Consider the following 18,572-nt stretch of genomic DNA (forward strand, 5'->3'; position numbering starts at 1 on the left):
GCCGTTCGTCGGCCGCGAAGCTGCACATGGCGTGTTCACCCAACGTCCTGCGCCCATGTACATGAAAGTCATCCAACTGTGACATTAGAGTAGTAATCGGAAAGCTGATGGAATAGATGTAAAAAGGATAAGTTCAATGTCAGGCATAGAACGGCGTCATTTTCTGATGGGCAGTATGGCAACAGCGCTGGCCGCAACAATCGGCAAGGCATCAGCCGCAGAAACAACGGATCTTCTTCCGCCCGCCGACGACACCGCTATTGCCACGGATGGCGTCTATTGGGCCGCCGTCAGCGATCTCTACGATGTTGACCGTTCCATTGCCAATCTTGAAAACGGTTACTGGGGCATCATGGCCCGTCCCGTTTTGCAGGCCTATCTGGAAAACACCCAGCGCGTAAACCGGCAGAATACGATTTATGCCCGCAGTGTTTTCAGCAAGGATGCCGAGGATGCGCGCGACCGCGTTGCAGCTGCCGTTGGCGCGGCACCGGAGGAAATTGCCCTGACCCGAGGCGCCACGGAAGCCCTGCAAAAACTGATTGCCGGCTACAACAAGCTGAAGCCGGGCGACGCGGTCATCTATTCCGATCTCGACTATGATTCCATGCAATATGCGATGAATGCACTGGCGAACCGCAGGGGCGTCGAGGTCAAGACCTTCGCTATTCCTGAGCCGGCAACGCGAGAAGCCATACTCGATGCCTACCGCACGATCCTGGAGGCGACCCCCAAGGCGAAGCTGCTGCTTCTGACCCATATATCGCATCGCACCGGGCTTGTTATGCCCATTCGCGAGATTGCCGACATGGCGCGAGCCCGTGGCGTGGACGTGGTGGTCGATGCGGCCCATTCCTGGGGCCAGATCGATTTCAACGTAACGGATCTTGGCGCCGATTTCGTCGGCTTCAACCTTCATAAATGGATTGGCGCACCCATTGGCATGGGTTTCATGTATATTCGCCGGGAAAGACTGGCCGATATCGATCGCGATCTGGCCGATGAAGACTGGCCGGAAGACGATATCCGCTCGCGCATTCATTCCGGTACGACCAATTTCGCCGCAACCTTGACCGTGCCGGCCGCGCTCGATCTGCATCAATCGATCACCTCGAAACGCAAGCAGATGCGCCTCACCTATCTGCGCAATTATTGGGTGAAAAAGGCGCGGGCCATTGAAGCTGTTGAAATCCTTACGCCCGACGATGACAGCCTGCATGCCGGCATAACGTCGTTCCGCATCCAGGGAAAGACCAGCAAGGAAGACAACAACGCCCTGATGGCGGCCCTGCGCGATCAGCACCGGGTGCTGACAGTCCGGCGCACCGGCCTGGCCAAAGGTCCATGTCTCAGGGTTTCGCCTGCAATATATACGACCGAGGCCGAACTGGACCGGCTCGTGGAAGGCCTGGGTGCAATCAGTTCGAGTTGACAGGACGGATTGACGGCGACCGCGATGTCCCCCAGGACCGGGTAAGCCCTCCATCCTTCATCCTCTTCAAGAATGCGACAATCGGGATGCGGTTTGCGCCGCATCCCGATTGTCGCTTCCGTGCGCGGATCATGGCGGGACCGCCCGTGAAAACCGTGCGTGAAACTGTTGGCGAATCGCGTGCCTTTGCAGCCTGTTTCAACGAAGGCCAAAACCGCGCAAATCGCGGGAATCATGACATTTTCCGGCACGCGGCGGCGGTATTCGATCGATGTAAATACGATGAAACCGCCCGGAACAGTACCCGAAACCGGGTACGGAAATTGCTCAATATTTTGTGAATATATTAATTAAGTCAAAGAGTTGATAAGTTCTCTTGCAAGTGGCGTTCTTATCCATAAGATGCGAGCCATTTCATAAATTTCAAAGGAGGGGTTCAAAGATGTATCGTAAATTCCTACTGACAGGTGTGTGTCTTCTGGCGCTGGCCGGTGCAGCTTCGGCTGAAGTCGTTCTCAATCGCGGCAACGACACCGATCCGGCGACGCTCGACCATCACCGTACGTCCACTGTCGCGGAAGGCAACGTGCTGCGCGACCTCTATGACGGGCTGACCATTCAGGACGCCGACGGAAAGGCCATTCCCGGCGTAGCGAAATCCTGGGACATTTCCGAGGACGGCACGGTCTACACGTTCCATCTGCGCGACGATGCAAAATGGTCGAACGGCGATCCGGTCACAGCCGGGGATTTCCAGTTCACCTTCCGCCGCCTGATGGACCCGAAGACGGCCGCCGGCTATGCCAGCATGCTGTTCATCATCAAGAATGCCGAGGATATTGCCGGCGGCAAGAAGCCGACGGACCAGCTGGGCGTCGAAGCCGTCGATGACCATACGCTCAAGATCACGTTGAACTCCCCCGCCCCCTATTTCCTTGAGCTTCTGACCCACCAGACCGGCTTTCCTCTCAACCAGAAAAGCGTCGAGGCCAATGGCGACAAGTTCACCACGCCCGGCAAGATGGTCACGAACGGCGCCTATATGCTGGAAAGCTTCACCCCGAACGACAAGATCGTGATGAAGAAGAATCCGTATTATTACGAAGCGGATCAGGTGAAGATCGATACGGTCAACTGGATACCCTTCGAGGACCGCTCAAGCTGCATGCGCCGCTTCGAGGCCAAGGAAGTGCAGATCTGCTCCGACGTTCCGGCCGAGCAGATGGATTATGTGAAAAAGAACCTTTCCAAGGAATTCCGCATGGCGCCCTATCTCGGCGTCTATTACCTGCCGGTCAAGGGCAAGACAGCGGACAGCAAGCTCAAGGACCCCCGCGTCCGTCAGGCGATCTCCATGGCCATCGACCGCGACTTCATCGCCGACCAGGTCTGGCAGGGCACCATGCTGCCGGGCTATTCGATGGTGCCGCCCGGCATCGCCAACTATGTGAAGGATGCGCCGAAGCTCGACTATTCCGACGACATGCTGGAGCGTGAGGACAAGGCCAAGGAACTGTTGAAGGAAGCCGGCGTCGAGCCGAACACGCTTTCGATCGAACTGCTCTACAACACTTCCGAAAACAACAAGAACACGATGGCCGCCATCGCCGACCAGCTCGGCAATATCGGCATCAAGGCATCGCTGAACGAAACCGAAGGCGCGACCTATTTCAACTTCATGCGCGATGACGGTCCGTTCGACATCGCCCGCGCCGGCTGGATCGGCGATTATAACGATCCGCAGAACTTCCTCTTCATCAGCCAGAGCGATGTCAGCTTCAACTATTCCAAGGTGAAGAACGCCGATTACGACAAGAAGATGGCCGAAGCCGAGAAGACGCTCGATCTCGATGCCCGTGCAAAGGTTCTGGCCGAAGCCGAGCAGATCAAGCTCGATGAGATGAGCAATATTCCAATTCTTTACTATTCGTCGCGCGCGCTTGTTTCGGACAAGATTGACGGTTGGAACGACAACCTGATGGACAGCCACAAGACGCGCTGGCTGTCGTTCAAGCAATAAATTTTCAGTCTGGGCTGCGCCTTCTGGCGCGGCCCTTTTTCTTCCGGCGGTTCCGGAGGGCCCTCTTTTGTCGGGGCAAATATTTTTTAAAAAGCATATGGGAGATTTAACAATGGTTCGCGGATTCTTGATGACAGGCGTTTGCCTGATGGTGCTGAGCGGCGCCGCATCGGCAGAAACAGTGCTCAACCGGGGCAACGATACCGATCCCGCAACGCTGGACCAGCACCACACCACCACTGTTTCGGAAAACCGTGTTCTGCGTGACCTTTACGAAGGGTTGCTCATGCAGAACGAGAAGGGCGAAGCCATTCCCGGCGCGGCCTCCTCGTGGGATATTTCCGACGATGGCCTAACCTATACCTTCCATATGCGCGATAATGCCAAATGGTCGAATGGCGATCCCGTGACCGCGGGCGATTTCGAGTTTTCCTTCCGCCGCATCATGGACCCGAAGACGGCCGCCGGCTATGCCAGCGTTCTCTATGCCATCAAGAATGCCGAGGAAGTCGCCACCGGCAAGATGCCGGTCGATCAGCTGGGCGTGAAGGCCGTTGACGACAAGACGCTTCAGATCACCCTCAAGAACCCTGCCCCTTATTTCCTGGAATTGCTGACCCATCAGACCGGGTTCCCGGTCAACAGGAAAGCGGTCGAAAAATTCGGCGACAAGTTCACCCTGCCCGGCAATATCGTGACCAATGGCGCCTATACGCTTGTAAGCTTCAATCCCAACGACAAGATCTCCATGAAGAAGAACCCGTATTATTGGGATGCTTCCAATGTGAAGATCGATGCGGTGAACTGGATACCGTTTGAAGATCGGGCAAGCTGCATGCGCCGCTTCGAGGCGAAGGAAGTCGATATCTGCTCCGATGTTCCGGCCGAGCAGATGGACTATGTGAAGAAGAACCTGGCCAAGGAATTCCACCTCGCGCCCTATCTCGGCATCTATTATGTGGACATCAAGGGCGAACCGTCGAGCAAGCTGCATGATCCGCGCGTGCGCCGCGCCATATCGATGGCGGTCGACCGCGAGTTCCTCGCCGAGGAGGTCTGGCGCGGCGTGATGCTGCCGGCCAGTTCCATGGTGCCGCCCGGCATTGCAAACTATGTGAAGGACGCGCCGAAGCTGGATTTCGCCGATGAGGACGTGCTGGACCGCGAAGACAAGGCCAAGGAACTCTTGAAGGAAGCGGGCGTGGAACCGGGCAGCCTTTCGGTGACGCTGCGCTACAACACGTCCGAAAACCACAAGAATACAATGGCGGCGATTGCCAACATGCTGGGCAATATCGGCATCAAGGCGACACTCAATGAAGTCGAAGGCACCACCTATTTCAACTATCTTCAAGAAAAGGGGATGTTCGACATCGCCCGGGATGGCTGGATCGGCGATTATAACGATCCGAATTCCTTCCTGGAGCTTTATACCACCGGCAATTACTTCAATTATGCCGGATGGTCTGACAAGGATTACGATGCGCTGATGGCGAAATCCGCCGCCACCACCGATCTCGCCGAACGGGCCAAAATCCTTGCGGATGCGGAAAAAGTCCTGCTCGACGGCAGCGCCGTCGTGCCGCTGATGTATTATTCATCCACCGCTCTCGTTGCCGACCGCGTTGCGGGTTACGACGATAACCTGATGAATTCGCACGGCACGCGCTGGCTGTCCATCAAGAACTAGAACGGCTCAGGCGGGCGCGGTGAAACCGCTCCCGCCCGTTGTTTCGCCGCATTATCCCCACGCAAAACCGCTTCGCACTTTTGCTGGAAATGTTCAAAAAAGCACAAGCAAAACAATCCCTTTAATGGGATTTGCCGGGCCATTGAAAAACGGCTCGGCAAAGGAGGAAAGAGAACATGCTGGGCTATACGCTCCGACGATTGGGTAGTGCGATACCCACGATCTTCATCATCATCACGCTGACCTTCTTTCTGATCCGGCTTGCGCCCGGCGGACCTTTCGACCTTGAGCGGCCAATCGACCCGCTGATCCTGGAGAACCTCAAGAAGGCCTATAATATGGATGCGCCGCTGTGGCAGCAGTATCTGATTTATCTGGGCAATCTCCTGCACGGCGACCTTGGACCAAGCTTCACGCGGCGTGACTTCACGGTGAACGATCTTTTCGCATCCGGCCTGCCGGTTTCGATCATGCTCGGCACGCTCGGCCTCACCCTGGCCGCGATCATCGGCACCTTTCTCGGCACGCTGGCGGCGCTGAAACAGAATTCGGCCATCGATTATTTCGTCGTTGCGCTGGCGACATTCGGCATCACCACGCCGAATTTCGTGGTGGCTCCCCTCCTCAGCCTCCTGTTCGGCGTCATTCTCGGCTGGGTTCCGGCAGGCGGCTGGTCTTCGGCCAATATAACCTACTGGATATTGCCGGTCCTCACCCTTGCCCTGCCGCAGGTCGGCGTCATTGCGCGCCTCGTGCGCGGCGCGACGATCGAGGCGTTGCGCGCCAATCACGTGCGCACCGCCCGCGCCTATGGCCTGCCGTCGCGCGTGGTCGTGGGCGTGCATGCCTTGCGCGCCGCCATGCTTCCAGCCGTTTCCTATCTGGGCCCGACGGCTGCGGCCCTCCTCACGGGTTCGGTCGTGGTCGAGACGATCTTCGGCATTCCCGGCATCGGGCGCTATTTCGTGCAAGGGGCGCTCAGCCGCGATTACACCCTCGTCATGGGCACCGTTGTCGTTATTTCGGTCTTCGTCGTGGTGTTCAACCTGATCGTCGATCTTCTTTATGCATGGCTTGATCCGAGGGTTCGCTATGACTGATCTTACTGTACCGACGGAAACAGCCAGGCTGGAAATTCCAAGCCGCTCGCTCTGGCAGGATGCATGGCTGCGCCTGCGCAAGAACAAGGCAGCCGTGACAAGCGCCATCGTCCTGCTGCTGATGGCATTTCTGGGCATTTTCGGCCCCATGATAAGCCCGCATCCCTATGACAAGATCTATCCGCAATTCGTGCGCGTGGCCCCAAGCCTGGAAGCCTATCCGCGCACGGATACAATCATGCCCGGCCTTGAACAGCTATTGGCGCGCGCGCGGCTGAAGGCAGTCGGCGAGCCGGAACTGACCGGCAGCAATGTCGTTGTCGATTTCACCGCGCAGCGCCCGGCAGACGAGCGCGTGCTGCGCTATTTCCAGCGCTCGGACCTGTTCAGAAATCCGAAAATCGAGATTGCCGCGGATGGTCTTTCGGGCAAGCTGACGCTTGACGTGACGCGCAATTATTTCCTGCTCGGCACCGACAATCTCGGCCGCGATTTGATGACGCGCATCTTCATCGGTGTGCGCATGTCGCTTGCCATCGGCCTGCTTGCCTCCGCCATGGCCCTGGTTCTGGGCGTGTCCTATGGCGCCATTTCCGGCTATCTGGGCGGGCGCGTCGACAATGTGATGATGCGGCTCGTCGATATTCTCTATTCGCTGCCCTTCATCTTCTTCGTGATCTTGATGCTCGTCTTCTTCGGGCGATCCATTTTCATCATCTTCATCGCCATCGGCGCCACGGAATGGCTGGACATGGCCCGCATCGTGCGCGGACAGACCTTGAGCCTCAAACGGCAGGAATTCGTGCAGGCCGCGGAAGCGCTCGGCGCGACGCGGCGCGGCGTCATCACCCGCCATATCATTCCCAATGCGCTCGGCCCGGTCATCGTGTTCGTGACGTTGCTGGTGCCGAAGGCGATCCTGCTTGAAAGCCTCCTCTCCTTCCTCGGCCTCGGCGTTCAGGACCCCCTCACCTCTCTGGGGCTGCTGATCTCCGAAGGTGCCCAGAACATGCGCGGCGCAAGCTGGCAATTGATCTGGCCTGCCGCAACGCTGACCATCATCCTGTTTGCGCTGAACTTCCTTGGCGACGGCCTGCGCGACAGCCTTGACCCGAAGGACCGCTGAGATGACAGTTGAAAACATTCTGAGCGTGCGCGATCTGAAGGTCACTTTCGACACGCATGACGGGCCGGTGGAGGCCGTGCGCGGCATCGATCTCGACGTCAAGGCCGGGGAAACCATCGCCATTGTGGGCGAAACCGGTTCCGGCAAGAGCCAGACCACCATGGCGATGATGGGCCTTCTGGCCCAGAACGGCCATGCGACCGGACAGGCGCTCTATCGCGGGCAGGATCTGATCGGCATGTCCGAAAAGAAGCTGAACAATATCCGCGGCGCAAAGATCACCATGATCTTTCAGGAGCCGATGACCTCGCTCGATCCGCTTTACCGGATTGGCGACCAGCTTGCCGAACCGCTTCGCTATCATCGCGGCATGAACAGGAAGCAGGCGCGCCCGCGCATTCTTGAACTGCTCAAGCTCGTCGGCATTCCCGAGCCGGAACGGCGCATCGACAGCTACCCTTATGAACTGTCGGGCGGGCAGCGCCAGCGCGTCATGATCGCCATGGCGCTGGCCAACGAACCCGACATCCTGATCGCCGACGAACCGACGACCGCGCTCGATGTCACCATTCAGGCGCAGATTCTGGACCTGCTGGCCGATCTGCAAAAGCGGCTGGGCATGGCGGTGGTCTTCATCACGCACGATCTTGGCATCGTGCGGCGCTTTGCCGACCGGGTCTATGTGATGCGCTCCGGCGAAGTGGTTGAAACCAACGATACGGAAAAGCTCTTCACCGCGCCGCAACATCCCTATACCCGGATGCTGCTCGACGCGGAGCCGGAAGGCGAAAAGGCCCCTCCCCGCGACGATTCCCCGGTGCTTGTGCGTGCCGACAATGTGAAGGTCAATTTCCTCATCAACAAGCCATGGATTGGCGCTGCGAACTATCTTACAGCCGTCAACAATGTGTCGCTGACGCTGAAGGAAGGCCAGACCATCGGCATTGTGGGCGAATCCGGTTCCGGCAAGTCCACGCTGGGGCGCGCGATCCTGCGTCTGATCGAGTCGGAAGGCCGCATTGCCTATCTCGGGCAGGAATTGCCGCGTGATCCGCAGGCCATGCGTCCGAAACGCCGCGAATTGCAGCTTGTCTTTCAGGACCCGTTCGGTTCGCTGAGCCCGCGCATGACCGTTGGGCGCATCATCACCGAAGGGCTTCTGATCCACGAGCCGAAGCTTTCGGCGAAAGAGCGCGATCACCGCGCGAAGGAAGCCTTGCGGGAGGTGGGCATGGACCCGGCCATGCGCAACCGCTATCCGCACGAATTTTCCGGCGGCCAGCGCCAGCGCATCGCCATTGCGCGCACCATGATCCTGAAACCGCGCGTGATCGTGCTCGATGAGCCGACAAGCGCGCTCGATCGCTCGGTGCAGAAGCAGATCGTCACCCTGCTGCGCGACCTCCAGAAGGACCATGGCCTGTCATATCTCTTCATCAGCCATGACATGGCGGTCGTGCGGGCAGTCTCGGATTATGTGATCGTGATGAAGAACGGGAAGATCGTCGAACAGGGCGATACCGAACAGGTCTTCGATCATCCGCGTGAGGATTATACCAAGGCCCTGATGGCGGCGGCACTCAGCGAGGCACGCTTCGGCACATAATGGTCGCAGCAGAAAGGGGCCCGTTTTCAGGCCCCTTTTTTTTTAAGCTCTTGTTGGCTCCAGAGCATATCTTCCAAAAGTGGAAGCCGGTTCAGGGAGACATGCGTGAAAACAATCGTCAGAGCGAAGCCATATCGATGACGAAACGATAACGCACGTCGCTTTTCAGAACGCGCTCATAGGCTTCGTTGATATCCTGGATGTTGATCGTCTCGATTTCGGAAACGATATTGTGCTGGCCGCAGAAATCCAGCATTTCCTGGGTTTCCTTGATCGAGCCGATCATCGATCCCGCCAGCGACTTGCGGCCGGGAATGAGCGAGAAGGCATGGACCGGCACCATATGTTCCGGAACGCCGACGACAACCATCGTGCCATTGACCTTGAGCAGGGCAAGATAGGCATTCCAGTCGATGGCGACGCCAACGGTGCAGATGATGAGATCGAACGATCCGGCCAGCTTCTCGAAGGTGCTTTCGTCACTGGTGGCGTAATATTCATGCGCACCCAGTTTCAGGCCGTCTTCCTTCTTGGAAAGCGACTGGCTTAGAACCGTCACATGAGCGCCCATGGCATTGGCGAGCTTGACGCCCATATGCCCGAGCCCGCCCATGCCGACGATGGCGACCCGTTTTCCCGGCCCTGCATTCCAGTGGCGCAGCGGCGAGTAGAGCGTGATGCCTGCGCAAAGCAGCGGTGCCGCCGCATCGAGCGGAAGATTGTCCGGCATGGAAAGGACATAGCCTTCCCTGACCACGATATGGTCTGAATAGCCGCCCTGCGTCCGTTCCTTTCCTTCCGCATCGAACGTGTTGTAGGTCTGGATGAGGCCCGGAAGATATTGCTCATTGTCGACATCGCGGCTGGCGCAGCCGACACAGGAATCCACGAAGCAGCCGACGCCGACCTTGTCGCCGACCTTGAACTTTGTGACCGCATCGCCGACGGCGGTGACGACGCCTGCGATTTCATGCCCCGGAACGATGGGATAAACGGCATTCTTCCATTCATTGCGGACGGTATGGATGTCGGAATGGCAGACGCCGCAATACCGGATCGAGATGACCACGTCATCCGCATTGGGTTCGCGTCGCTCGAAAGTGAACGGAACCAGCGGTTCGTCTGCATCCGTGGCAGCGTAACCTCTTGCTATAGCCATGATAGACTCCATTTATTGAACCTGGAAAAGCACGCGGAATATGCCGGAAACAGGCGCGTATGCGGTAGACCGATCCTGCAAGCTTCTTGCACGATCCTGCAAAACTGCCTGACTGGCGATTGTGAATGCCAATCGGCCTGATAAAGAATTGTTCCATTCCATCTTGCGCGAAGCGGATCACCATGACGTCACTGACAGACACCTATGAGGAACTGGCCGCCCTGGCGGAGCGGTTCACCGTGAAAGACGGCGAATACCGCACACCGATCGAAGGCCTGTCCATCAGCCGGCGAACGACGCCGAGCGTTCCCTGCCACAGCAGCTATCGGCCCTGTCTCGCCATGGTGCTGCAAGGGGCGAAATCCCTGCGGCTCGGATCCGAGACGATCAACTACAGCAAGGGTGAATATCTGGTGACGTCGCTCGACCTGCCCGTCACATGGCGCGTGGTCGAGGCAAGCCCGGAAGCGCCGCATCTGTGCCTTGGGCTTGCCATCGACAGCGAAAAGCTGACCGGCCTGATCGGCCGCGTGGATGTTCGCAGGCACCCGATGACGAATGGCGATCAATGGGGCATCGCCGTCAATGCCGCGCCTGCGGGACTGCTCGACGCGGCCCTGCGCTTGCTGCGCCTTCTCGACAGCCCCGACGACATTCCGGTGATGGCGCCGCTCATCGAACAGGAAATTCTCTATCGCCTTCTGACAGGTCCGGGCGGCGAGCGTCTGGTCAATATCGCAACCGCCGACAGCCAGGCCAACCGGATAGCGCGCGCCATCGCGTGGCTTCGGCAGAATTTTGCAGCGCCGTTGCGTATCGAGCAGCTTGCCGAGCACGTCAATATGAGCGCGTCGTCCTTTCATCATCATTTCAAGGCGATCACGGCCATGACGCCGGTGCAGTATCAAAAGCAGTTGCGCCTGAATGAAGCGCGCAGGCTGATGCTGGTCGAGCGGCTGGATGCCGGTACGGCCGGCCATCGCGTGGGCTATCAAAGCCCCTCGCAGTTCAGCCGCGAATATAGCCGCTTCTATGGAAATCCGCCCATGCGCGACATCGAGGCGGCCTGAACGGCAAAACGGCGGAACTTGCGTTCCGCCGTGGTTTTTCTGTCAGTGGGCCGCGCTGTCGCGAACGGCTGCGACATCCGCCGCCTTCACCGGCCCGGCCGTGTTGCCCCATGCCGAGCGGACGAATGTGGCCAGTTCGGCAACTTCGTCGTCCGACAGGCGGTCGGCATAGCCCTGCATGACGAGACGCATCGGACGCTTGGCCGTGGACGGAACCTCGGCGCCGTGCAGGATGATCGAGATCAGCGGCTTCGTTTCCGAGCCGGTCACAAGACCATTCCCGGCAAGCTCGGGGAAAATCCCCGGCGCGCCCTTGCCCGTCACAAAATGGCAGGCAGCACAATTGTCGATGTAGAGGCGCGCGCCAAGCGGCATATCCGGCAAGGCTTCCGTCAGCATTTTTGCCGTTGCTTCACCGGCGGCATCCACCGGAGCCGCGGGCAGCGCCATCGATGCCTTTGAAGCAAAGCCCTGCGGCACCTCGACGGCAGCACCGTCGATCCCCTTCAGGAAGGCGGCAATCGCCAGATTGTCGGCATCGGTGAGATGCTGCAACGAATGTTCGACGGCAAGCCCCATTTCGCCATTGGCCGTGGAGTAGGCATTGCGGCCTGTGGCAAGATAGGTCGCCAGTTCCTCGATGGACCATTTCTGCGGAGCGGAATTTTCGCCGCGCAGGGCCGGTGCATTCCAGCCATTGACGACGCCGCCGGTGAGGAAATCCTTGTCGCCGGCCTGCGTGCCGCTTTGCGCCATCAGCGGATTGCGCGGGCTGTGGCAGGCGGCGCAGTGCGCCGGGCCCTCGACCAGATACTGGCCGCGATCCTCAGCTTCCGATTTGCCCGCGGCCTTGAAGCCCGCTTCCTGACCGAGAGCGAGCCAGTTCCACGCACGAATGCCGAAACGCATGTTGAACGGAAAGCCGAGTTCGGTTTCCTGCACCACATTGTTCACCGGCTCTACCTGATGCATGAAATAATCATAGAGCGCACGGACATCTTCTTCCGTCAGCTTGCGATAGTTCTCATACGGCATTGCCGGATAGAGATGCGCGCCATCGGCACGAATGCCGTCATAAAGGGCGGCGCGGAACTGGTCGAGCGTCCAGTTTCCGATGCCGGTTTCTTTGTCCGGCGTGATGTTGGTCGTGAAGATCGTGCCCATCGGGCTTGCAATCGGGCGGCCACCGGCAAAGGGCTTGCCGCCTTCCGCCGTATGGCAGGCCATGCAGTCGGAGGCATACATGACATATTGGCCCTGCCCTTCGGCAGGCTTCCAGTCCGCCGCCAGTTCCCTGGTCGGTTTGGTCAGTTGCACCGGCACGAAGATGAAGGCCAGCAGCGCGACAATTGCGATGACGACCAGAGCGCCGATTATGCGAAGAAAAGTTTTCATCACCATTCTCCTCAGATCAGCGGACGCGGATTGGACAGATATTGCGTGCGGATCGCATGCGCGGTCGAATAGGCAAGCCCGCCCAGCAGCCCCGTCGGGTTGTACTGCGTGTTCTGCACGAAGTTGCCCGCGCCGGTCATGAAGACATTGTGCTTGTCCCATGCCTGCGAATAGCGGTTGACCACACCCTCACGCGGATTGTCCGACATGATATGGCCGCCCGTATTATGCGTCGTCTGATATGGGCGCACATCGTATTGCGCGCCTTCCTTCTTGAAGGACGACTGCATCAGGTCCGGGTTCATCGTCTTGGCCAGCGCTTCCATCTTGGTCTTCATGTGCTGGGTCATCCGGATATCGTTCGGATTCCAGTTGAAGGTCATGCGCATCAGCGGACGGCCATGACGGTCCTTGTAGGTCGGATCGAGATCGAGATGGTTGGTCCGGTAGGACATGTGCGAACCATGGCTGCCGATGGACATGGAATGGCCGTACCATTCGGCGATCGCCTTCTTCCATGCGCCGCCCCAGGCCGGTGTTCCAGACGGCAGCGCCATGCTGCGGATCGGCTGGCCATTGGTCTGGCCCACGCGCCAGTACGAACCGCCGATGAAACCTTCGCGTCCGAAATCGATCTGGTTGACGCCGAAATCGTCGATGCACATGCCGTTGGCGCCGGTGCCGATGAACGGATTGAACTCTTCATCCTTGAAGAAGAGCGTCACGCCGCCATTCATCTGATAGGCGTAGTTGCGGCCCGTAACGCCCTCGCCCGTTGCCGGATCGTAAGGCTGGCCGATGCCCGACAGAAGCGCCAGATGCACATTGTTGAGCGAGAAGGAGGCGAGAATGACGATATCGGCGGGCTGGAAGACTTCTTCCTGCGTTGCCTCGTCGAAATAGGTCACGCCTGTCGCCGTCTTGCCATCCGGCGCCATTTCGACCCGCAGAACTTCCGATTCCGTGCGATAGGAGAAGTTCGGCATGCGCTTCAGCGCATCGAGGATCGCGGTTTGCGGCGACGACTTGGAATATTGATAGCAGCCGAAACGCTCGCAGAAACCGCAATGATTGCACGGCCCCATCTGCATGCCATATTCATTGACATAGGCTGTGGAAGCAATTCCGCCCGGCGACGGGAACGGGTGATAGCCCATGGCCTGCGCGGCATCGGCAAATTTGCGGCCATCCCAGGTCGTGTGCATCGGCGGCATGGGATAGTCGTTCGAACGCCATCCCTCGAACGGATTGCCGCCCTCGACGATCTTTCCCTTGAGATTGCCCGCCTTGCCGGAAATGCCCGCAATGCGCTCGAAACGGTCGAAGAAGGGTTCCAGCTCGTCGTAATGGATCGGATAATCGCCCAGAAGCATGTCTTCGGGAATGATCTGCTCGCCCCAGCGTTCCTTCACATAGGAGCGCAGGCGCAGTTCTTCCGGCTGCGGACGCCAGTTGAGGCCGTTCCAGTGCGTGCCTGCCCCGCCGACGCCATTGCCCGGCAGGAACGAGCCGAAGCTGCGATAAGGCAGGGCGATCTCGTTCTCGTTGCGGCGGACCGTGACCGTCTGCTGGCTGGCGCGCTGCATCAGCTTCAGCCGCACGCCGTATTTCAGCTCGTCGATCATGTTGGGATATTTGAAATCGGGAACCGTGTTCTGGTCCGGCCCGCGCTCGAGGGCGACGATTTCAAGCCCTTCCTGCGCCAGTTCCATGGCCAGAATGGAGCCGGTCCAGCCGAGGCCGACGACGACCACGTCTTTTTTCTTTTCCTGACGTGCCATGCTCAAGCCCTCTCGCCCTTGATCGAAATCGGGCCCAGCGGATAGCGGACATTGTAGCGCTCGACCCATTCCCTGTAGCTGCCGCGCGCACCGGGGAAGCCGATATAGCTCCACGCCTGCATGCCGTGATTGCCGCCATACATCGGATCGGCGAAATAGCCTTCCTTGGTGTTCTGCAACAGAAGCGTGAAGAAATCGCGCAGTTCAGGCTGCAAGCCGACCTCCCCTTTCTGCAATGCGGTCAGCGCGGCATCCTGCTGTTCCGCCGTCAGGGCGGCGAAGGCCGCGCCGTGCTTCTGTTCACACCAGGCGTTGAAGGCCGGAATGCCCTGCCGGTAGATCTGCGCCGGGTTGAGCGGCGTCTGCCAGCCGCGGGTGGGATCGGCGGACGGATCGTGAGGGCCGACCATGTACCAGTCATCCGCGCGGCCGAAATCACCGGCCAGCTGGAGATCGATGAAAACGGGAACACGCGCTTCGATGGCGCCGGGACCGTCGCCGTCGGATGGAATGAGCCGCGCTGTCGCGGCGAGGATGAATGCCCATTCCACGTCGTTGAAATATTGGCGTTCATAGTCTTCAAGCGGAACCGGCGGCGTTTGCGGTTCTGCTTTGGCCGGGACGGCGAGCCCTGAAAGCATCACGCTTGCCGCGGAAGCTTTCAGAAAACTGCGCCTGCTCGGATATCCGGGAAGGTCGGTCATTGTCGTTTCCTGCCGATTAGGTGGGTAAGACTGTTGGGGTGTTTCCGGGGAAAATCCACGATGCGCAGACGGGAAACATAAGGTTGGATACACATAGCTCCCGTTCAGTTCAAATATCTTGTACCCTCGTTTTATGTAGCCGACCAGCATTCACGACAGGCCCAATACATTAGAAATCACTAAAAATACCCGGTAATCCGGCAAAAACACTGAAACAGAAGCCCCGGCGACCGCCAGTTCACATTCCCGTGACCATGAGGGAATTGTGTGCGTTAGACCGATCTAAAGTAGACCGGCAAGGCAGGACCCAAGCCCTTTCGTCTCGCCTGAACGGAACCCGCATGGGGCTTTTGACGTTGAAAGCTGCGGCCTAAAGTGGTTCCGGTTAAAGCGGAGCCGCCGGAACCGCTGTAATTATTTGTTTTATCGCATCATCCTCACGCATCGAAGCGGGAACAGAAATCAGTCCAGTGGACTGATTTCCCCGCGTAGACGTTTCAAACTTTTGGCTCGGAAATGCTCTAAAACGGCCATTATCACGGCGTCGCGGTTTTCACGCGGCGCAAACCAAGGCAAATGGAGGTTGGAAAAATGAAGGCACGCACAGCGACTGTCGGTGATCTTGAAAGCGTTTTTCACGACCTTTCGAGGCGCATGGCGATCGAATATATCGCCGCCGGCAAGGATAGCAAAGCCGCTTATGACAATCTGATGATGAACCTGCGGGAAGGCCGGGCGCACGCCTTGCTACAAAATGACAAGGTGGTCGCGATCATCGCCTGGAATCAGGGAGACGGCGCCACCGACACGCTTTTTGCGGCGAAGGAGGCGTTTTTCAACCGCAATTCCGTGCGCTTCTGCAAGCAGCATATCCGGCAAATCCAGGCTTTGGCGGGCGATCTGCCTGTCCATTCGCGAAGCTGGCTCGACCGGGCCGATATCGTGAAATGGTTCAGGATCATCGGTTACGAGGAAAAGGGAACCGATAATGGCGCCCGCCTTTTCGAACTGCCCGCCCCCGCTGACAGCATTGTCGCCGCATGATGCATCGCCGCCGGAACAAGTTCCGGCGGCGATCCGCAAAAGCAACATCCGGCCGCAAATCCGTGCCGCAAAATCGCGAGCCACGCCATGCAACTTCCGTTCGCAGCCTGCACGGCGCGCGCCATGCAGGTTGCAGACATATTAGCAAAGTGTTGCAGATGGATCGCAGCCGCCGCGCCGATTTCGCCCGCCTGCACAGATTGCCCGCCATTAATTGTTGACTTTAATTCTCCATTTTATAGTTGAGTCCCACACTCCTCTTTATGTCGCCGGAACGGGTGCTTCCGCGACGCAAGGGCTTATGATCCAAGGGACTCTCATGCATTTCATTTTCCGTCACGGTCGGCTCAATCTCGCTCTGACCTCAACCGCCCTTCTTGCCTCGACTGTGATTTCGTCCGCACAGGACAACGCGCAGCCGATCGTTCTCGACACGGTGACGATCCAGTCCCAGAGCAACGATACGCTCGTGCAGGACGGTTATGTCGCCAGGAAGGATCGCGACGGCACCAAGATCGACACGGATATCGTCAGGATTCCCCAGTCCATTGCGGTCATCACCCAGCGCCAGATGGAGGACCAGAAGCCGATTACGCTCAATGACGCATTGGGCTATACGGCAAGCGCCAATCCGAACAATTTCGGCTTCGATACCCGATATGACGCTTTCTATCTGCGCGGCTTCCCGGCCTATTATACCGGCATGTTCAGGGATGGCCTGCGCATCATCAACGGCCCATCCGCCTGGCTGAAAACCGAGCCCTACGGCATTGAAGGCATCACCGTGCTGAAGGGACCCGCCTCCTCGCTTTATGGCGTGAGCGGCCCCGGCGGCATTGTCAATGTCGTGACCAAGCGCCCGAAGGACGAAGCGTTCCGTGAAGTCGAGTTGCTGTTCGGCGATCACAATCGCTATCAGGCCGCTTTCGACGTGTCCGGCCCGGCCAATGAGGACAAGACATTCCTCTATCGCATTACCGGCCTCGGCCGCATAAGCGATACGCAACTGCCGGGCTATCCGGACGACAAATATTACATCGCGCCCGCCTTCACGATAAAGCCGGACGAAGACACGCGCTTCACGGTCCTCAGCGAATTCTCCCGCTCCGTCACCGGCGGCACTGCAGCCTTCTACAACCCCTCCTATGGCGAGGTTTCCGCCCTTTATGAGGGCGATCCGAACTATAATGACTTCGTGCAGAAGCAGGGCCGCATCGGCTATGAGTTCGAGCATCGCTTCAACGATCTGCTGACCATTCGCCAGAATGTCCGCTATAGCGATGTGGATGCCGACCTTGAATATAGCGGCCATTATGTGCAGCAGGGCAGCGCCGAACTCGCCCGCTATTGGGGCCATTACAAGGAACGCATGAAGAATTTCGTCGTCGACACGATGGCGCAGTTCGATTTCGAAACCGGCCCACTGACCCACAAGGCAATCGCCGGGATCGATTATGCGTGGTCGGACTACAAGGCCTATAGCGGGCTTTCCTATGTCTCCGTCGAAGATATCCGTGCCATGGATATCCCGTTCAACGGCGCCCAGAAGATGAACCAGCTCGGCATCTATGCGCACGACCAGATCGAGTGGGATAATCTCACCCTGTTCGGCAGTGGCCGCTATGACTGGGTAAAATCGACGACCACCGACGCGGACCATACCGATACCAGGCAGAATGACAGCGCCTTCTCGGGCCGCATCGGCGTCGCCTACAAGACCGAATGGGGCTTTATTCCTTACGTCAATTATTCGACCTCGTTCTCGCCCAATATCGGCTTCGTCTATGACGATGTCCGGAGCGACGACAAGCATGTCGCAAACCCGACCATTGGCCGGCAGAAAGAGATCGGCGTCAAATATGAGATCCCCGGCTACAATGCCGTCATCAGCGCTTCGCTGTTCGATATCGACCAGAAAGACGGCATCGTGCTCGATGCGTCCACCGGCATCAACAAGCAGCGCCAGCTTGACCTGAACTCGCGCGGGTTCGAGCTTGAAGCCAATGCCACGCTCGATAATGGCATCGGCATCATTGCCTCCTACACGCATTTGCGGGTCAAGATCGACAAGGGCGCCGAAGGCACTGTCGGCAACGAACTTTCCGGCACCCCCAACGATGTGCTGTCGCTGTGGGGCAACTACAAGATCGAGAACGGGGTTCTGGCGGGCCTTGGCCTTGGTTCCGGCGTTCGCTATGTCAGTTCCAGCTATGGCGACGACCGCAACAGCTTCAAGAACGCTTCGCGCGTCATGGTCGATGCCGCCGTTTCCTACGATTTCGGCTATCAGAACCCGAAGCTTGAAGGTGTTCAGTTGCAGGTCAATGCGAAGAACATTTTCGACAATCGCGATCCTGTCTGCACCTCGGGCTATTGCTATCGACAGGAGGGCCGTCAGATCTTCGGCAGCCTGCGTTATCGCTTCTGATGCACGCAATGGAACGC

General features: G+C 58.4%; 13 protein-coding genes. 9 read left to right on the top strand and 4 right to left on the bottom strand.

The window, feature by feature from the left end:
• Nucleotides 1-136 precede the first annotated feature (136 nt).
• The 6 genes from AVM02_RS09150 (at nt 137) to AVM02_RS09175 (ending at nt 8,974) form a co-directional block, all read left to right on the top strand.
• Nucleotides 137-1,432, top strand: a complete 1,296-nt coding sequence (locus tag AVM02_RS09150) for an aminotransferase class V-fold PLP-dependent enzyme (protein ID WP_411506658.1) — start codon at nt 137-139, stop codon at nt 1,430-1,432.
• A gap of 442 nt (nt 1,433-1,874) precedes the next feature.
• On the top strand, nt 1,875-3,452 hold the full coding sequence (locus tag AVM02_RS09155; protein WP_411506659.1) for a peptide ABC transporter substrate-binding protein: 1,578 nt from the start codon (nt 1,875-1,877) through the stop codon (nt 3,450-3,452).
• A 112-nt stretch (nt 3,453-3,564) separates the two neighbouring features.
• The gene (locus AVM02_RS09160; protein WP_411506660.1) at nt 3,565-5,142 is read left to right on the top strand and encodes a peptide ABC transporter substrate-binding protein; all 1,578 of its coding nucleotides are present in this window, start codon (nt 3,565-3,567) and stop codon (nt 5,140-5,142) included.
• Nucleotides 5,143-5,318: 176 nt separating this feature from the next.
• A complete protein-coding gene (locus AVM02_RS09165; RefSeq protein WP_104754580.1) occupies nt 5,319-6,242 on the top strand; it encodes an ABC transporter permease in 924 nt (307 codons plus the stop codon).
• Nucleotides 6,235-7,368 (top strand): ABC transporter permease, encoded by a 1,134-nt coding sequence (locus AVM02_RS09170; protein WP_411506661.1) that lies wholly within the window; start codon nt 6,235-6,237, stop codon nt 7,366-7,368. The genes AVM02_RS09165 and AVM02_RS09170 overlap by 8 nt, the downstream gene beginning before the upstream one ends.
• Before the next feature lies 1 nt (nt 7,369).
• Nucleotides 7,370-8,974: an ABC transporter ATP-binding protein gene (locus tag AVM02_RS09175; RefSeq protein ID WP_411506662.1), complete on the top strand. Its 1,605-nt coding sequence runs from the start codon at nt 7,370-7,372 to the stop codon at nt 8,972-8,974.
• Nucleotides 8,975-9,092: 118 nt separating this feature from the next.
• On the opposite strand, the gene AVM02_RS09180 is transcribed toward AVM02_RS09175, so the two are convergent.
• A complete protein-coding gene (locus tag AVM02_RS09180) occupies nt 9,093-10,133 on the bottom strand; it encodes an NAD(P)-dependent alcohol dehydrogenase (RefSeq protein ID WP_411506663.1) in 1,041 nt (346 codons plus the stop codon).
• A 182-nt stretch (nt 10,134-10,315) separates the two neighbouring features.
• On the opposite strand from AVM02_RS09180, the gene AVM02_RS09185 reads away from it, so the two are divergent.
• The gene (locus AVM02_RS09185; protein ID WP_411506664.1) at nt 10,316-11,203 is read left to right on the top strand and encodes an AraC family transcriptional regulator N-terminal domain-containing protein; all 888 of its coding nucleotides are present in this window, start codon (nt 10,316-10,318) and stop codon (nt 11,201-11,203) included.
• Nucleotides 11,204-11,245: 42 nt separating this feature from the next.
• On the opposite strand, the gene AVM02_RS09190 is transcribed toward AVM02_RS09185, so the two are convergent.
• Genes AVM02_RS09190 through AVM02_RS09200 form a run of 3 tightly spaced genes read right to left on the bottom strand, consistent with a single transcriptional unit; the run spans nt 11,246 to nt 15,083 of the window.
• Nucleotides 11,246-12,598: a cytochrome c gene (locus tag AVM02_RS09190; protein WP_411506665.1), complete on the bottom strand. Its 1,353-nt coding sequence runs from the start codon at nt 12,596-12,598 to the stop codon at nt 11,246-11,248.
• 11 nt (nt 12,599-12,609) lie between these two features.
• Entirely contained in the window at nt 12,610-14,379 is a 1,770-nt protein-coding gene (locus AVM02_RS09195) for a GMC family oxidoreductase (RefSeq protein WP_411506775.1), read from the bottom strand.
• 2 nt (nt 14,380-14,381) lie between these two features.
• Nucleotides 14,382-15,083 carry a gluconate 2-dehydrogenase subunit 3 family protein gene (locus AVM02_RS09200; RefSeq protein ID WP_411506666.1) on the bottom strand — a complete coding sequence of 234 codons (702 nt, stop codon included), beginning with the start codon at nt 15,081-15,083 and terminating at the stop codon, nt 14,382-14,384.
• Between the two features lie 591 nt (nt 15,084-15,674).
• Between AVM02_RS09200 and AVM02_RS09205 the strand changes: the two genes are divergently transcribed.
• Both AVM02_RS09205 and AVM02_RS09210 read left to right on the top strand, forming a co-directional pair.
• Nucleotides 15,675-16,127 carry a hypothetical protein gene (locus AVM02_RS09205; RefSeq protein ID WP_411506667.1) on the top strand — a complete coding sequence of 151 codons (453 nt, stop codon included), beginning with the start codon at nt 15,675-15,677 and terminating at the stop codon, nt 16,125-16,127.
• Nucleotides 16,128-16,446: 319 nt separating this feature from the next.
• Complete coding sequence (locus tag AVM02_RS09210) at nt 16,447-18,555, top strand: TonB-dependent siderophore receptor (RefSeq protein ID WP_411506668.1); 2,109 nt, start codon at nt 16,447-16,449, stop codon at nt 18,553-18,555.
• Nucleotides 18,556-18,572 lie beyond the last annotated feature (17 nt).

The organism is Brucella anthropi (assembly GCF_046630315.1).
GTDB classification, from domain to species: Bacteria; Pseudomonadota; Alphaproteobacteria; order Rhizobiales; family Rhizobiaceae; genus Brucella; species Brucella anthropi_A.

Excerpts from the sequence above, each read along its gene's own strand:
- AVM02_RS09150 (WP_411506658.1), top strand. The coding sequence starts at position 137 with ATGTCAGGCATAGAACGGCGTCATTTTCTGATGGGCAGTATGGCAACA.
- AVM02_RS09155 (WP_411506659.1), top strand. The coding sequence starts at position 1,875 with ATGTATCGTAAATTCCTACTGACAGGTGTGTGTCTTCTGGCGCTGGCC.
- AVM02_RS09160 (WP_411506660.1), top strand. The coding sequence starts at position 3,565 with ATGGTTCGCGGATTCTTGATGACAGGCGTTTGCCTGATGGTGCTGAGC.
- AVM02_RS09165 (WP_104754580.1), top strand. The coding sequence starts at position 5,319 with ATGCTGGGCTATACGCTCCGACGATTGGGTAGTGCGATACCCACGATC.
- AVM02_RS09170 (WP_411506661.1), top strand. The coding sequence starts at position 6,235 with ATGACTGATCTTACTGTACCGACGGAAACAGCCAGGCTGGAAATTCCA.
- AVM02_RS09175 (WP_411506662.1), top strand. The coding sequence starts at position 7,370 with ATGACAGTTGAAAACATTCTGAGCGTGCGCGATCTGAAGGTCACTTTC.
- AVM02_RS09180 (WP_411506663.1), bottom strand. The coding sequence starts at position 10,133 with ATGGCTATAGCAAGAGGTTACGCTGCCACGGATGCAGACGAACCGCTG.
- AVM02_RS09185 (WP_411506664.1), top strand. The coding sequence starts at position 10,316 with ATGACGTCACTGACAGACACCTATGAGGAACTGGCCGCCCTGGCGGAG.
- AVM02_RS09190 (WP_411506665.1), bottom strand. The coding sequence starts at position 12,598 with ATGAAAACTTTTCTTCGCATAATCGGCGCTCTGGTCGTCATCGCAATT.
- AVM02_RS09195 (WP_411506775.1), bottom strand. The coding sequence starts at position 14,379 with ATGGCACGTCAGGAAAAGAAAAAAGACGTGGTCGTCGTCGGCCTCGGC.
- AVM02_RS09200 (WP_411506666.1), bottom strand. The coding sequence starts at position 15,083 with ATGACCGACCTTCCCGGATATCCGAGCAGGCGCAGTTTTCTGAAAGCT.
- AVM02_RS09205 (WP_411506667.1), top strand. The coding sequence starts at position 15,675 with ATGAAGGCACGCACAGCGACTGTCGGTGATCTTGAAAGCGTTTTTCAC.
- AVM02_RS09210 (WP_411506668.1), top strand. The coding sequence starts at position 16,447 with ATGCATTTCATTTTCCGTCACGGTCGGCTCAATCTCGCTCTGACCTCA.